Source organism: Arthrobacter sp. NPDC093128, assembly GCF_040683875.1.
In the GTDB taxonomy this organism is placed as follows: domain Bacteria; phylum Actinomycetota; class Actinomycetes; order Actinomycetales; family Micrococcaceae; genus Arthrobacter.
Genome location: NZ_JBFBEY010000004.1, coordinates 46,425 through 59,352 on the forward strand (window position 1 = coordinate 46,425; position 12,928 = coordinate 59,352).

A 12,928-nucleotide genomic window follows, 5' to 3' on the forward strand; every position below is an offset into this window, starting at 1 on the left:
GGCAAGGCGTCCCGCCGCAGGGCAGCGACCCTTGCCGGGCCTTGGCGGCAGGATTACAGTTCAGGGATCTCAGCTCGTGTCATCAGCCTCACCAGGAGCAGATCCGCATGAACGTCCTTTTCGCCAGCCAGGCCATCGACGGCCATTTCAATCCCATGACCGGTGTGGCGATGCGCCTCAAGGAGCACGGACACGACGTCCGCTGGTACACAGGGCCTGTTTTCCGGGACAAGCTCCAAGGCCTGGGCATTCCACTCTTTCCGTTCCGGCGTGCCACGGAGCACCGGGCGGACAACCTCGCGGAACTCTATCCGGAGCGGGCACGGCTGAAGGGGCCCCGGGCCATTGGGTTCGACGGCGAGAAGATCTTCGCCAGCAACGTCACCAACTTTTTCGAGGACATCCGCGACCTGCACCGGGACTTTCCCTTCGACGTCTTGGTAGCGGACAGTTCCATGTTCATCCACCGGCTCGTTTCGCATCTGTTGGGCAAACCGGTGGTGAACTTTGTGGCGATCCCCAACATGGAAAGCGACCCGCAGGTTCCGCCGCTCTTCTTTGGGTTCCTTCCGCCGCGCAATCCCGTGGAACGGGCCCTGCAGGCTGCTGCAGGCCTGATCTCGGACAGAGTCATTCTTCGACCCGCAGGACAAAGCTACCGGCGGCAACATGCAGCCTTCGGGCAGGAGGTGCCCCGGGGAGGGCGGCTCACCGACGAACCCTACCGCTGCTCCGACGCGACCATCCAGACGGGCCCGGCGCAGCTGGACTTCCCACGCCGCAACGCCAATCCCAAGGTCAGGTATGTCGGCGCCCTTCTTCCATACCGCCTGCCAGGGGCTACCACGGATGCCGACGCCGGGGCGGCCGGCCCGGGCGATGGGTGGCCGAAAGGGTATTCCAAAACCCTCGTGATCACGCAGGGGACGGTCGACAATGCCGACCAGGACAAGCTCATCATCCCGGCGCTCGAAGCTGTAAAGGAGATGGACGCGCTGGTCATCGTGGCCACCGGCGGCCGCGGCACTACGGCCCTGCAGGCACGCTATCAGCAGCCCAATATCCTGGTGCGCGACTATGTGGACTTCGCCAAAGTCTTCGACTTTACTGACGCTTTCGTCACCAACGGCGGATTCGGCGGAGTCCAGCTGAGCCTGTCCAAGGGTGTACCCCTGGTGGTGTCCGGCATCAATGAGGGCAAAAGCGATGTCAATGCCCGGGTGGAATACGCGGGAGTAGGCATCAACCTGCGCACCGAGGCGCCCAAACCCGCGGACCTGGCCAAGGCAGTGGAAACGGTCCTGTCAGATCCCGGCTGGAAGAGCCGCGCCAGGAGCATGCAACAAGAGTTGAATACCCGTGACCCGGCGGACGCCGCGGCCGCCGTCGTCGAGAGTGTGCTGGCTCCCGGGGCGGGCTGACGGCGGTCATGACGCATAATGGGTGCCATGCGACGGACTGTATTGGGGATCCTGGCCGCCCTCTTCCTGATGGCCTGCACGGCGTGCACCGTCACGCAGAAGGACCCGGACTACGTGCCCCCGCCGCCGCTTCCCGTGCTGGAGCAGCTGAAACAGGCGCCCGTGGCGGACGCCGCCCCGTTCTCAGCAGGCGAGGACGTACTCAGCTTCGTCACGGCGGACCGAAACACCGTCTGCTCCCTCACGTCGGCGCGCGGCGAACACGTCAACCTGCCGTATGAACCCAACGCTTTCAGCGACCCCGGCAACAACAAGCTCGCCATCGTGCCGGTGGCGCACTGCGAGCTGGCCAGGTATGCCAAACCTGATCCCGCGGACGTCACGGACGACTGCGCCGGCACCGGCCTGGGCTACCTGGGCGGCGCGGCCCTGCTCACGCCGGACAAGGCGAGCTACGGCGAATGCCGCTCCGGTGTGACCCAGATGGAAGCCGAATTCGGGCCCAAAGGCAGCAAAGCCGGCCCCGTATCCCAGCTCCCTGTCCTGGAGGACGGCCAGAACCTTGAGCGGAACGGCCTGCGCTGCTCGGCCTACAACGGCGGCGTGGCCTGCGGAAACGTCTCAGCCGGTGTTGCCTTCTTCATTTCCCGGGACCGTTACGAACTAGTTTCCGGCGGCAGTGAAAACGCCTCAGCGACGCCCTCGGAGGGGCCAAAAAGCCCGTAATCTAGGCGTTTTTCTACGCTCCATAGAATAGTGTCCTTACTCACATAACAGGTACTCTGGAACGGGCCGGTCCGCAGAAAGGACTAGAGTTCCGAAAGGAGCATTGCGCCGTGTGGCTCGTTTCCAAACCTGCCGCAGGGTGCGTTTATTCCGCAGCCCGGTAACCACGACTACGTGGGGTCCGGCTGTACAGAAACTACTTCGACGTAGAAGGACACTAAACCGTGGACCTGTTTGAATATCAGGCGCGCGATATGTTCGAGGCGCACGGTGTACCCGTGCTTGCTGGCATCGTGGCGCACACCCCTGAAGAAGCAAAGGCAGCTGCCGAGAAGATCGGCGGCGTAACTGTCGTCAAGGCACAGGTTAAGGTCGGTGGCCGAGGCAAGGCCGGCGGCGTTAAGGTCGCCAAGACCGCCGATGAGGCTCTGGAGCACTCCACCAACATCCTGGGCATGGACATCAAGGGCCACACGGTCAACAAGGTCATGATCGCCCAGGGCGCGGACATCGCCGAGGAATACTACTTCTCCGTCCTGCTGGACCGGGCCAACCGCAACTACCTGGCCATGTGCTCGGTAGAAGGCGGCATGGAAATCGAACAGCTCGCCGTCGAACGCCCCGAGGCGCTCGCCAAGATCGCCATCGATCCCGCTGTGGGCATCGACCAGGCCAAGGCCGATGAAATCGTTGCCGCTGCAGGCTTCGCGGAGGAACTGCGTGGCAAAGTCGCCGACGTAATCCTGAAGCTGTGGGACGTTTTCAAGAAGGAAGACGCAACCCTGGTTGAGGTCAACCCGCTGGTCAAGACCGGCGCCGGCGAGATCGTTGCCCTTGACGGCAAGGTCACCCTGGACGAGAACGCGGACTTCCGCCACCCCAAGCACGCATTCCTCGAAGACAAGGATGCTGCTGACCCGCTCGAGGCCAAGGCCAAGGCGCAAGACCTCAACTACGTCAAGCTGGACGGCGAAGTTGGCATCATCGGCAACGGCGCCGGCCTGGTCATGTCCACCCTTGACGTCGTTGCCTACGCCGGTGAAAACCACGGCAACGTCAAGCCCGCCAACTTCCTGGACATCGGCGGTGGAGCGTCCGCCGAGGTTATGGCTGCCGGTCTGGACGTCATCCTGGGCGACGAGCAGGTCAAGTCCGTGTTCGTGAACGTCTTCGGCGGCATCACCGCCTGTGACGCTGTGGCAAAGGGCATCGTGGGTGCACTGGCTGAGCTGGGGCACTCCGCCAACAAGCCGCTGGTTGTCCGCCTCGACGGCAACAACGTCGAAGAAGGCCGCCGCATCCTGGCCGAGGCCAACCACCCGCTGGTTACCCTGGCCGCCACCATGGACGAGGGCGCCGACAAGGCCGCCGAGCTCGCCAACGCAGCTAAGTAAAGGGACGCACCATGTCTATCTATCTGAACAAGGACTCCAAGGTCATCGTCCAGGGCATCACCGGCGGCGAAGGCACCAAGCACACCGCCCTGATGCTCAAGGCCGGCACCAACGTCGTGGGCGGCGTCAACGCCCGCAAGGCCGGCACCACAGTCCTGCACGGCGATAACGAAATCACCGTTTTCGGCACGGTCAAGGAAGCCATTGCCGAGACCGGCGCCGACGTTTCCATCGTCTTCGTGCCGCCGGCGTTCACCAAGGACGCCGTTGTTGAAGCCATCGAGGCCGGCATCGGCCTGGTTGTCGTCATCACCGAGGGCGTGCCGGTCCAGGACTCCGCTGAGTTCTGGGCACTGGCGCAGTCCAAGGTCGACGCCAACGGCAAGCAGGTCACCCGCATCATCGGACCGAACTGCCCAGGCATCATCACCCCCGGCGAGGCCCTCGTTGGCATCACGCCGGCAAACATCACGGGCAAGGGCCCCATCGGCCTCGTCTCCAAGTCAGGCACCCTGACCTACCAGATGATGTACGAACTGCGGGACCTGGGCTTCTCCACCGCCATCGGCATCGGCGGCGACCCCGTCATCGGCACCACGCACATCGACGCCCTCGAAGCGTTCGAAGCGGACCCCGAGACCAAGGCGATCGTGATGATCGGCGAGATCGGTGGCGACGCTGAAGAGCGTGCCGCGGACTACATCAAGGCAAACGTCACGAAGCCGGTTGTTGGCTACGTGGCAGGCTTCACCGCTCCGGAAGGCAAGACCATGGGCCACGCAGGCGCCATCGTCTCCGGTTCCGCGGGCACCGCCCAGGCCAAGAAGGAAGCCCTCGAGGCTGCCGGCGTGAAGGTCGGCAAGACGCCGTCCGAGACCGCCAAGCTGCTGCGCGAGGTCTTCGCGACCCTCTAGGTCCACAGCACCAAAAGTACGACGGCGTCCGGCCGCCTTCCCCAGGGAAGATGACCGGACGCCGTCGTAATTTTCTTTAATTGCCGGATGCCTCACCGGCCGAGCAGCTCGTCCAGCTGTTCATAGCCGGCAGCAATGCCGGCTTCCATGCCGTCAGCCAGGAACCGGGCGCATGCTTCCACACTGGGGTAAACGGACCTAGAGGTGAGTTTGGAACGCCCGCCCGGCAAATCCTCGAACGTTCCGAACTCCAGCGTGACGACATCCGGATATCCTGCCGCCGGGTAATCAAACTCGCGCTCGGAGTCCACAAACGGCGGGTTCTCCGGGGCCACGAGCTTCAATGCGTTGCTCATGCCGTTCCCTCCCCGGCCACCCGGCTGCCGGCGGCCCCGCCGAGGAGTTCGTCGAGCCGCTCATAGCCCTCCGTCATGCCGCCCTCCATGCCGGACTGCGCCATGCCGTCGCGGGACTCCTGGCTCGGGTAGACGGAATGGCCCTTGATGCGGCACCGGCCGCCGCCCAGGTCCTCAAAGGTGAGGAACTCGAGGCTGGCCACGTCCGGGTAGCCGTCGAATTCGAAGGTCTGGACGGCGAACTCGTCCTCGCGGACAGTATGGAAGACGCCGCTGAACCCGTACGCGGCACCGTCCGGCCCCGTGTGGAGGTAGCTGTAACTGCCGCCGGTGCGGAAATCGTAGTGGTCGATTTCCATCTTGAGTCCCCGGGGGCCGAGCCACTGGACGATCAGGTCCGGTTCCTTGTGGGCGCGGAACACGTCCGCCACCGGGAAGTCGAATTCCCGTTCGTAGTCAATGAACGGGAGTCCCTCGGGGATGCTGAGTTTCAGTTCGTTGCTCATGATGGGTCCTTTGCCTGTGTGCCGCCTGCGGCGGCCCTGGATTGGAGTACGGCATCGAGACTGCGGAACTGCCCCTCGCGGACCAACCGGTACTGGTCAATCCATGCAGTGAGCGCCTCCAGCCGTGCGGGGTTCAGGTGGACGGGCCGGCGCTGGGCGTCACGCGTGCGGGTGACCAGTTGCGCCTGCTCGAGGACCTGGATGTGCTTCGAGACCGCCTGTTTGGTGATCGCGAAGGGTTCCGCCAGTTCGTTCACGGTTGCCGGGCCCCGGCTGAGCCGGGAGATGATGCGCCGGCGGACCGGATCGGCGAGGGCCATGAAGGCCGCATCGAGCAGTTCATCGTCGCCGGTGTCCATGGCCTGCCAATCACCTGCCCTTAGTCAATCAATCGCTTTATCAACCTGTTGGTTGTTTAACCCTACGCCTGCTGGAGCCCCCAGACAAGGGGTATTTCGCTGCACTGCCAGCTTGTCCCCTCGATCAATAGTTTGTTAGTATGTCAGGACAAACTAGTGAAGGAGCATAGCGTGCCTCTCGTGCGAATTGATGTCAACCAGGGCCGCAGCGCCGAGGATCTGGGCCGTCTCAGCCGGGGGATCCATGATGCGATCCTGGCGGAATACGGGATCCCCGAGCGCGACTACTTCCACGTCCTGACCGAACATCCCGGCGGGCAGATCTTTGCCCAGGATGCCGGGCTGGGCTTTGAGCGCACGCCGGACGTGGTGATGATCCAGATCTTTACCCAAGGCGGCCGGAGCCAGGAAGCCAAGCAATCCCTCTTTGCGGCGATCGCGGGCAAGCTGGGTGAGCTGGGCGTGGCCGGCGAGGACGTATTCATCGGATACGTGGAGAACACTGCCGGTGACTGGTCCTTCGGCTTCGGCCGGGCCCAGTATGTCACCGGTGAGCTGGCGGTTCCCCGGAAGTAGTCCGGGCTTTTTTGCCCCCGCCGGGAGGTCCCTCGGGTGTCTATCCGGCACGTTATGCCAAGTTGTAAATATGTCAGTACAAACCTTTGACAGGACATTATTTCTAGGGCAAAGTAGTGGTTGTGGCCCCGCTCACGGGGGTCCGCCAGGAACCGGAGCTCTATCTGTTCAGAGGTACAGAGTTCAAACCAGAAAGGTCCGCGATTACCGTGACCCACGAACTGCTCACGATCGGGCGCATCAGTGTTGATATCTACCCGAACGACATCGGGGTGGATCTGGAGGACGTCACGTCCTTCGGAAAGTACCTTGGTGGTTCACCGTCCAACGTGGCTGTGGCAGCCGCGCGGCACGGCCGCCGGACCGGTGTCATCACCCGCACCGGCGATGACGCCTTCGGCACGTACCTGCACCGCGAACTGCACAAGTTCAACGTGGACGATACGTTCGTGACGCCGGTGAAGGAATGGCCCACCGCGGTCACGTTCTGTGCGATCAAGCCGCCGGAAGACTTCCCGCTGTACTTCTACGGACGTTTTCCCACGGCCCCGGACCTGCAGATCAAGGCCGAAGAGCTGGACCTGGACGCCATCCGGGAGGCGCGGATCTTCTGGTCCACCGTGACCGGTTTGTGCCAGGAGCCCAGCCGCGAAGCACACATCAAGGCCCACGAAGCCCGCCCGCATGCCGGGCTGAAAGACGGGCAGCACACCATCCTGGACCTGGACTACCGGCCCATGTTCTGGGCCTCGGAAGCGGAAGCCCGTGCCCAGGTCGCCAAGATCCTGCCGCATGTCACGGTGGCGATCGGCAACGACAAGGAATGTGCCGTCGCAGTGGGGGAGGGAACCCCGGACGAGCAGGCAGACCGGCTCCTGGCCGCCGGCGTTGAAATCGCCGTTGTCAAGCTCGGCCCCGAAGGCGTGATGGCCAAGACCCGCACCGAACGCGTGGTGTCCGCCCCCGTTCCGGTGGAGACCGTCAACGGCCTCGGCGCCGGAGACTCCTTCGGCGGCGCCTTCTGCCACGGACTGCTGTCCGGCTGGCCCCTGGCCCAGGTCCTGGATTACGCAAATGCCGCCGGCGCGATCGTCGCGTCCCGCCTGTCCTGCGCCGACGCCATGCCGACGCCGGCCGAGGTCACCTCGCTGCTGGCCGAACGCGGCCGCCTGGTTCCCGGGCAGTTCGCCACAGAAGGAGCAGCACTGTGACCCTCACGCCCATCGCCTCGAACAGTGCCCTCGACGATGATCCCCGCCGCTACGCGCACCTGAGCACCATCCGCCTGGAGGATCCGGACGCTATTGCCCGCGCTGCCAAGGCGCGGCGCCGCCACCCCGGGCTTAAGTACGGCCGGCAGAACTTCATCGTCGCCGCAGACCACCCCGCCCGGGGCGCCCTCGCGGTCGGCAACGATCCGGTGGCCATGGCGGACCGCCGGCAGCTGCTGGACCGCCTGCAGATCGCGCTGGCCAACCCCGACGTGGACGGCGTACTCGCCTCGCCGGACATCATGGACGACCTGCTGCTGCTCGGGGCACTCGACGGCAAACTGATTTTCGGATCGATGAACCGCGGCGGGCTGGCCGGCCTGGTCAACGAATTCGATGACCGCTTCACCGGCCACACCGCCGCAGCCCTGGAAGCCCTGGGGGCCGACGGCGGCAAGATGCTCACGCGCATCTGCCTCAGCGACCCGGACACCGTGTCCATGCTGGAAGCAACGGCCAAGGTCATCGACTCCCTCGCTGAACGCAAGCTGATCGCCATGGTGGAGCCCTTCCTGTCCGTCCGCGAACACGGCAAGGTCCGCAACGACCTGTCCACCAACGCCGTCATCAAGTCCATCGCCATCGCCGAGGGCCTGGGCTCCACGAGCGCGTACACGTGGATGAAGCTGCCCGTGGTGGCCGAGATGGAGCGCGTGATGGCCGCCACCACCATGCCCACGGTGTTGCTGGGCGGGGATCCGGAAGGTACGCAGGACGAGGTCTTCGCCACCTGGGAAGCCGCCCTGGCCCTCCCCGGCGTGCAGGGCCTCACTGTCGGCCGCACCCTCCTGTATCCGCAGGACGGCGATGTTGCCGGCGCCGTGGCCACCGCCGCCTCCCTCCTTCACCACACCGCATCAGCCCACACCGCAGAAGTATCGGAGTAACTTCCCATGGGGACGAGAACAGCAACCGGAACCCGTCGAATGACCGTGGCCCAGGCCGTGGTGGAATACCTTTCCAAGCAGTACACCGTTGACTCTGTCGGCGGGCTGGATTACCGGGAACGCCTGATTCCCGGAACGTTCGGCATCTTCGGACACGGCAACGTTGCCGGCGTCGGCCAGGCCCTCAAACAGTACCAGCAGCTCGATCCGACGATCATGCCGTACTACCAGGGCCGCAACGAGCAGGCCCAGGCGCACCAGGCTGTGGGCTACGCGCGCCACACCCGGCGCCGCCAGACGTTCGCCATCAGCACCTCGATCGGGCCGGGTTCCTCGAACCTCCTCACCGGGGCGGCCCTGGCCACTACCAACCGCCTGCCGGTGCTGCTGCTCCCGAGTGACACCTTTGCCACCCGCGCTGCGGACCCCGTCCTGCAGCAGCTCGAGCAGCCCTACGCCTACGACATCACTGTCAACGACGCCTTCCGGCCGCTGTCGAAGTTCTTCGACCGGGTCTCCCGGCCCGAGCAGCTCTTCTCCGCGTTCCACCACGGCCTGCGCGTCCTCACCGACCCGGCCGAAACCGGCGCCGTGACGATCTCGCTGCCGCAGGATGTCCAGGCCGAGGCCTTCGACGTGCCCGAGGAGTTCCTGGCCGAGCGCGAGTGGCGCATCCGCCGCCCCGACGCCGACGACGGGGACATCCGCCGTGCCGCGGAAGCCATCCGTGCCGCGAAGCGCCCGCTCATCATCGCCGGCGGCGGCGTCCTCTACGCCTACGCCAACGACGAACTCGCGAAGTTCGTCGAACTGACGGGCATCCCCGTGGGCAACACACAGGCCGGCGTCGGCGTCCTGCCCTGGGACCACAAGTTCTCCCTCGGCGCGATCGGCTCCACCGGCACGACGGCGGCCAACGCCATCGCTGCCGAGGCGGACTTGATCATCGGGATCGGCACGCGCTACGAGGACTTCACCACCGCCTCGCGGACCGCGTTCCAGAACCCGGACGTGAAATTCATCAACATCAACGTCGCCGCCATCGACGCGTACAAGCACGGGACCTCGCTGCCCATCGTGGCCGATGCCCGCAAGGCCCTGGTCAAGCTGAACCAGGCCCTGGGCGGCTACCGTGTCGGTGCCGACCTGGAACAGCAGGTTGCTGCCGAGAAGAAGCGCTGGGACGCCACGGTGGACGAAGCGTTCGACACCCGGTTCACGCCGCTGCCGGCCCAGAACGAGATCATCGGTGCCACCAGCCGGGCCATGGACGCGGCGGACGTCGTCATTTGCGCCGCCGGATCGCTGCCCGGTGACCTGCACAAGATGTGGCGTGTCCGGGACCCCTTCGGCTACCACGTGGAATACGCCTACTCCTGCATGGGCTACGAAATCCCGGGCGGGCTGGGCGTCAAGCGCGCGGCGCTGGCGGAGGCCGCGCGCGGCGGTGAACAGCGCGACGTTGTGGTCATGGTGGGGGACGGCTCCTACCTGATGATGCACACCGAACTGGTCACCGCCGTCGCCGAGCGGATCAAGCTGATTGTGGTCCTGATCCAGAACCACGGCTACGCTTCCATCGGCTCGCTCTCCGAGATGCTGGGTTCGCAGAGGTTCGGCACCCAGTACCGGGCGCTGAACGAGGAGCAGCACAGCTTCGACGAAGGCGACACGCTCCCGGTGGACCTGGCCCTGAACGCCGAGTCCCTCGGCGTGAAGGTGATCAGGATCGAACCGGGGGAGAAGGTCATCGCCGAACTCGAGCAGGCCATCCGCGACGCCAAGGCCGCCCCCGAGCGCGGCGGGCCCATCCTGATCCACGTCGAATCCGACCCGCTGCTGGATGCCCCGAGTTCCGAATCATGGTGGGACGTTCCGGTCTCCCAGGTTTCCGACCTCGATTCCACCCGGCAGGCCTTCCAGAGCTACACCGACCACAAGAACCGCCAGCGCAAGCTGCTCGGCTAGAACTCCCCACAGACCAAGGAAGTCCAACACATGTCAACGACGACCGTCACCACCACTATCAACCACTTCATCAACGGCGCCGAGACCGCCGGCGAAGGCAGCCGCACGCAGCCCGTCTACAACCCCGCCACCGGCGCCGTGTCCGCGGAGCTGCGGCTGGCAAACCGGACGGACCTGGATGCCACCGTGGCCGCCGCCCGCGCCGCCGCCGACAGCTGGGGCGACATCTCCCTGGCCAAGCGCACCACCGTGCTGTTCAAGTTCCGCGAACTCGTCGCTTCCCACGTGGACGAGCTTGCCGAACTGATCACCGCCGAGCACGGCAAGGTCCTCTCCGACGCGAAGGGCGAGATCGGCCGCGGCCTGGAGGTCATCGAGTTCGCCTGCGGCATCCCGACCCTGCTCAAGGGCGACTACTCCGACCAGGTTTCCACCGGCATCGACGTCTTCTCCTTCCGCGAGCCGCTCGGCGTCGTCGCGGGCATCACGCCGTTCAACTTCCCCGTCATGGTGCCGCTGTGGATGGCCCCGATGGCGATTGCCACCGGCAACGCCTTCATCCTCAAGCCCTCCGAGCGCGACCCGTCCGCCTCGATGCTGCTGGCCAAGCTGTGGAAGCAGGCCGGCCTGCCCGACGGCGTCTTCCAGGTCCTGCACGGCGACAAGGAAACCGTTGACGGGCTCCTGACCCACCCGGACGTGGACGGCATCTCGTTCGTCGGCTCCACCCCGATCGCCCAGTACGTCCACGAGACCGCCACCAAGCACGGCAAGCGCGTCCAGGCCCTGGGCGGGGCGAAGAACCACGCGATCGTGATGCCCGACGCGGACCTCGACAACGCCGCCGACCACCTGGCCGCCGCCGCCTTCGGTTCCGCCGGCGAACGCTGCATGGCCATCTCCGTCGCCGTCGCCGTCGGCGATGCCGCCGACCTGCTGGTCAAGAAGGTCGAGGAACGCGCCCTGGCCGTCAAGGTCAACAACGGCACCGCGCCCGACGCCGAAATGGGCCCGGTCATCACGCCCGCCTCCAAGGAACGCATCGTGAAGATCGTCACCGAAGCCGAAGCCGCGGGAGCCGCCATGGTGGTGGACGGCCGCGACCTGGTGGTCCCCGGCCACGAGGAAGGCTTCTGGGTCGGGCCCACCGTCCTGGACCACGTCAAGGCCGAAATGACCGCCTACACCGAGGAAATCTTCGGACCGGTCCTCGTCGTCGTCCGCGTGGAGGACCTGGATGCAGGCATCAGCCTGATCAACTCCAACCCCTACGGCAACGGCACTGCCATCTTCACCTCCTCCGGCGCCAACGCCCGCAAGTTCCAGCGCTCGGTGACCGTGGGCATGATCGGCATCAACGTGCCGCTGCCTGTCCCGGTGGCCTACCACTCCTTCGGCGGCTGGAAGGCCTCCCTGTTCGGTGACAAGCACATCTACGGCCCGGAAGGCGTTTCCTTCTACACCCGTGGCAAGGTAGTCACCTCCCGCTGGCCCGAGCCCACCCACGCCTCGGGTGCCTCCTACAACTTCCCGTCCAACTAGTCCCGACGAACCCCGATCGACTGCTCCGTAACCGCCGTTTTGAGCGTCCAAAAGGGCGGTTACGGAGCAATCGATGAGAAGGAACAGAAATGACCGACAACAAGCTGATCATCGGCACCGCACCGGACTCCTGGGGCGTCTGGTTCGCGGATGACCCCAAGCAGACCCCGTGGGAGCGGTTCCTCGACGAAGTGGCCGAATCCGGCTACAAGTGGATCGAACTCGGCCCCTACGGCTACCTGCCGAATGACCCCACCCGGCTGGCCGAGGAGCTCAAGCAGCGCGACCTGAAGGTCACTGCGGGAACGGTCTTCACCGCATTCCATCGCGGGCTCGACCAGTGGGAGACAGCCTGGGAACCGGCCCGCAAGGTCGCCGAGCTCACGGCGGCCATGGGCGGCGAGCACATCGTGGTCATCCCGGCCATGTGGCGCGACGACGTCACCGGCGAAGCGGTGGAAAGCGGCCAGCTCACCGAGAAGGCCTGGAGCGACCTGTTCGCCGGCCACAACCGCCTGGGCAAGACCCTGCTGGAGGACTTCGGCCTGAAACAGCAGTTCCACTCCCATGCTGACTCCCATGTCGGAGCCCAGGAAGACATCGAAACGCTGCTGGCCGCCACGGATTCGAAATACCTGAACCTGTGCCTGGACACCGGCCACGCCGAATACTGCGGGGCCTCCAGCCTGGAGCTCATCAAGAACTACCCGGACCGCATCGGCTACCTGCACCTGAAGCAGATCAACCCGGACATCCTCAGGAAGGTCAACGAGGAAAACATGACCTGGGCCGCCGCAAACCTTGCCGGCGTCATGACCGAGCCGCCGAACGGGCTGCCCGACCTCCGCGCCGTCATCGAAGCAGTGGAGGCACTGAACCGCCCCATCTTCGGCATCGTGGAGCAGGACATGTACCCCGTGGCCTTCGACGTTCCCATGCCGATCGCCAAGCGCACCCGCAATTACCTGCTGTCCTGCGGCTCCCGCACGGCCGTCAACTAACAGCCGC

13 protein-coding genes are annotated in these 12,928 nt (G+C 65.3%); 10 read left to right on the forward strand and 3 right to left on the reverse strand.

Annotated elements, in window-relative coordinates:
- Positions 1–107: 107 nt before the first annotated feature.
- From AB0N24_RS05950 to sucD, 4 genes are all read left to right on the forward strand, one after another.
- On the forward strand, positions 108–1,421 hold the full coding sequence (locus AB0N24_RS05950) for a nucleotide disphospho-sugar-binding domain-containing protein (protein ID WP_364121756.1): 1,314 nt from the start codon (positions 108–110) through the stop codon (positions 1,419–1,421).
- Between the two features lie 18 nt (positions 1,422–1,439).
- Positions 1,440–2,147, forward strand: coding sequence for a hypothetical protein (locus tag AB0N24_RS05955; protein WP_364121759.1), 708 nt, complete (start codon positions 1,440–1,442; stop codon positions 2,145–2,147).
- A gap of 224 nt (positions 2,148–2,371) precedes the next feature.
- Positions 2,372–3,541 carry an ADP-forming succinate--CoA ligase subunit beta gene (gene sucC / locus AB0N24_RS05960; protein ID WP_364121762.1) on the forward strand — a complete coding sequence of 390 codons (1,170 nt, stop codon included), beginning with the start codon at positions 2,372–2,374 and terminating at the stop codon, positions 3,539–3,541.
- A gap of 11 nt (positions 3,542–3,552) precedes the next feature.
- Entirely contained in the window at positions 3,553–4,455 is a 903-nt protein-coding gene (gene sucD, locus AB0N24_RS05965; RefSeq protein WP_214950403.1) for a succinate--CoA ligase subunit alpha, read from the forward strand.
- 92 nt (positions 4,456–4,547) lie between these two features.
- Here the strand turns inward: sucD and AB0N24_RS05970 are convergent, their stop codons facing one another.
- The 3 genes from AB0N24_RS05970 to AB0N24_RS05980 are packed head-to-tail and all read right to left on the reverse strand — an operon-like array spanning position 4,548 to position 5,676.
- Positions 4,548–4,811 carry a hypothetical protein gene (locus tag AB0N24_RS05970; RefSeq protein ID WP_364121766.1) on the reverse strand — a complete coding sequence of 88 codons (264 nt, stop codon included), beginning with the start codon at positions 4,809–4,811 and terminating at the stop codon, positions 4,548–4,550.
- A complete protein-coding gene (locus AB0N24_RS05975; protein WP_364121769.1) occupies positions 4,808–5,317 on the reverse strand; it encodes an SRPBCC family protein in 510 nt (169 codons plus the stop codon). Before AB0N24_RS05975 ends, AB0N24_RS05970 begins: the two co-directional genes overlap by 4 nt.
- The gene (locus AB0N24_RS05980; RefSeq protein ID WP_364121771.1) at positions 5,314–5,676 is read right to left on the reverse strand and encodes a metalloregulator ArsR/SmtB family transcription factor; all 363 of its coding nucleotides are present in this window, start codon (positions 5,674–5,676) and stop codon (positions 5,314–5,316) included. Before AB0N24_RS05980 ends, AB0N24_RS05975 begins: the two co-directional genes overlap by 4 nt.
- Positions 5,677–5,847: 171 nt before the next feature.
- Between AB0N24_RS05980 and AB0N24_RS05985 the strand changes: the two genes are divergently transcribed.
- The 6 genes from AB0N24_RS05985 to AB0N24_RS06010 all read left to right on the forward strand — a co-directional run bounded on the left by AB0N24_RS05985 (position 5,848) and on the right by AB0N24_RS06010 (position 12,921).
- A complete protein-coding gene (locus AB0N24_RS05985) occupies positions 5,848–6,252 on the forward strand; it encodes a tautomerase family protein (RefSeq protein ID WP_364121774.1) in 405 nt (134 codons plus the stop codon).
- Positions 6,253–6,461: 209 nt separating this feature from the next.
- Positions 6,462–7,463 (forward strand): 5-dehydro-2-deoxygluconokinase, encoded by a 1,002-nt coding sequence (gene iolC / locus AB0N24_RS05990; protein ID WP_364121777.1) that lies wholly within the window; start codon positions 6,462–6,464, stop codon positions 7,461–7,463.
- The gene (locus tag AB0N24_RS05995) at positions 7,460–8,410 is read left to right on the forward strand and encodes a deoxyribose-phosphate aldolase (RefSeq protein ID WP_364121780.1); all 951 of its coding nucleotides are present in this window, start codon (positions 7,460–7,462) and stop codon (positions 8,408–8,410) included. Before iolC ends, AB0N24_RS05995 begins: the two co-directional genes overlap by 4 nt.
- Positions 8,411–8,449: 39 nt before the next feature.
- Positions 8,450–10,378, forward strand: a complete 1,929-nt coding sequence (iolD, locus tag AB0N24_RS06000; protein ID WP_364122378.1) for a 3D-(3,5/4)-trihydroxycyclohexane-1,2-dione acylhydrolase (decyclizing) — start codon at positions 8,450–8,452, stop codon at positions 10,376–10,378.
- A gap of 30 nt (positions 10,379–10,408) precedes the next feature.
- A complete protein-coding gene (locus AB0N24_RS06005; protein ID WP_364121783.1) occupies positions 10,409–11,920 on the forward strand; it encodes a CoA-acylating methylmalonate-semialdehyde dehydrogenase in 1,512 nt (503 codons plus the stop codon).
- An 89-nt stretch (positions 11,921–12,009) separates the two neighbouring features.
- On the forward strand, positions 12,010–12,921 hold the full coding sequence (locus tag AB0N24_RS06010) for a sugar phosphate isomerase/epimerase (protein ID WP_214950422.1): 912 nt from the start codon (positions 12,010–12,012) through the stop codon (positions 12,919–12,921).
- The last annotated feature ends 7 nt before the right edge of the window (positions 12,922–12,928 follow it).

What these genes read in the sequence shown, in the direction of transcription:
- AB0N24_RS05950 (WP_364121756.1), top strand. Translation starts at nt 108, where the DNA reads ATGAACGTCCTTTTCGCCAGCCAGGCCATCGACGGCCATTTCAATCCC.
- AB0N24_RS05955 (WP_364121759.1), top strand. Translation starts at nt 1,440, where the DNA reads ATGGGTGCCATGCGACGGACTGTATTGGGGATCCTGGCCGCCCTCTTC.
- sucD (WP_214950403.1), top strand. Translation starts at nt 3,553, where the DNA reads ATGTCTATCTATCTGAACAAGGACTCCAAGGTCATCGTCCAGGGCATC.
- AB0N24_RS05970 (WP_364121766.1), bottom strand. Translation starts at nt 4,811, where the DNA reads ATGAGCAACGCATTGAAGCTCGTGGCCCCGGAGAACCCGCCGTTTGTG.
- AB0N24_RS05975 (WP_364121769.1), bottom strand. Translation starts at nt 5,317, where the DNA reads ATGAGCAACGAACTGAAACTCAGCATCCCCGAGGGACTCCCGTTCATT.
- AB0N24_RS05980 (WP_364121771.1), bottom strand. Translation starts at nt 5,676, where the DNA reads ATGGACACCGGCGACGATGAACTGCTCGATGCGGCCTTCATGGCCCTC.
- iolD (WP_364122378.1), top strand. Translation starts at nt 8,450, where the DNA reads ATGACCGTGGCCCAGGCCGTGGTGGAATACCTTTCCAAGCAGTACACC.
- AB0N24_RS06005 (WP_364121783.1), top strand. Translation starts at nt 10,409, where the DNA reads ATGTCAACGACGACCGTCACCACCACTATCAACCACTTCATCAACGGC.
- AB0N24_RS06010 (WP_214950422.1), top strand. Translation starts at nt 12,010, where the DNA reads ATGACCGACAACAAGCTGATCATCGGCACCGCACCGGACTCCTGGGGC.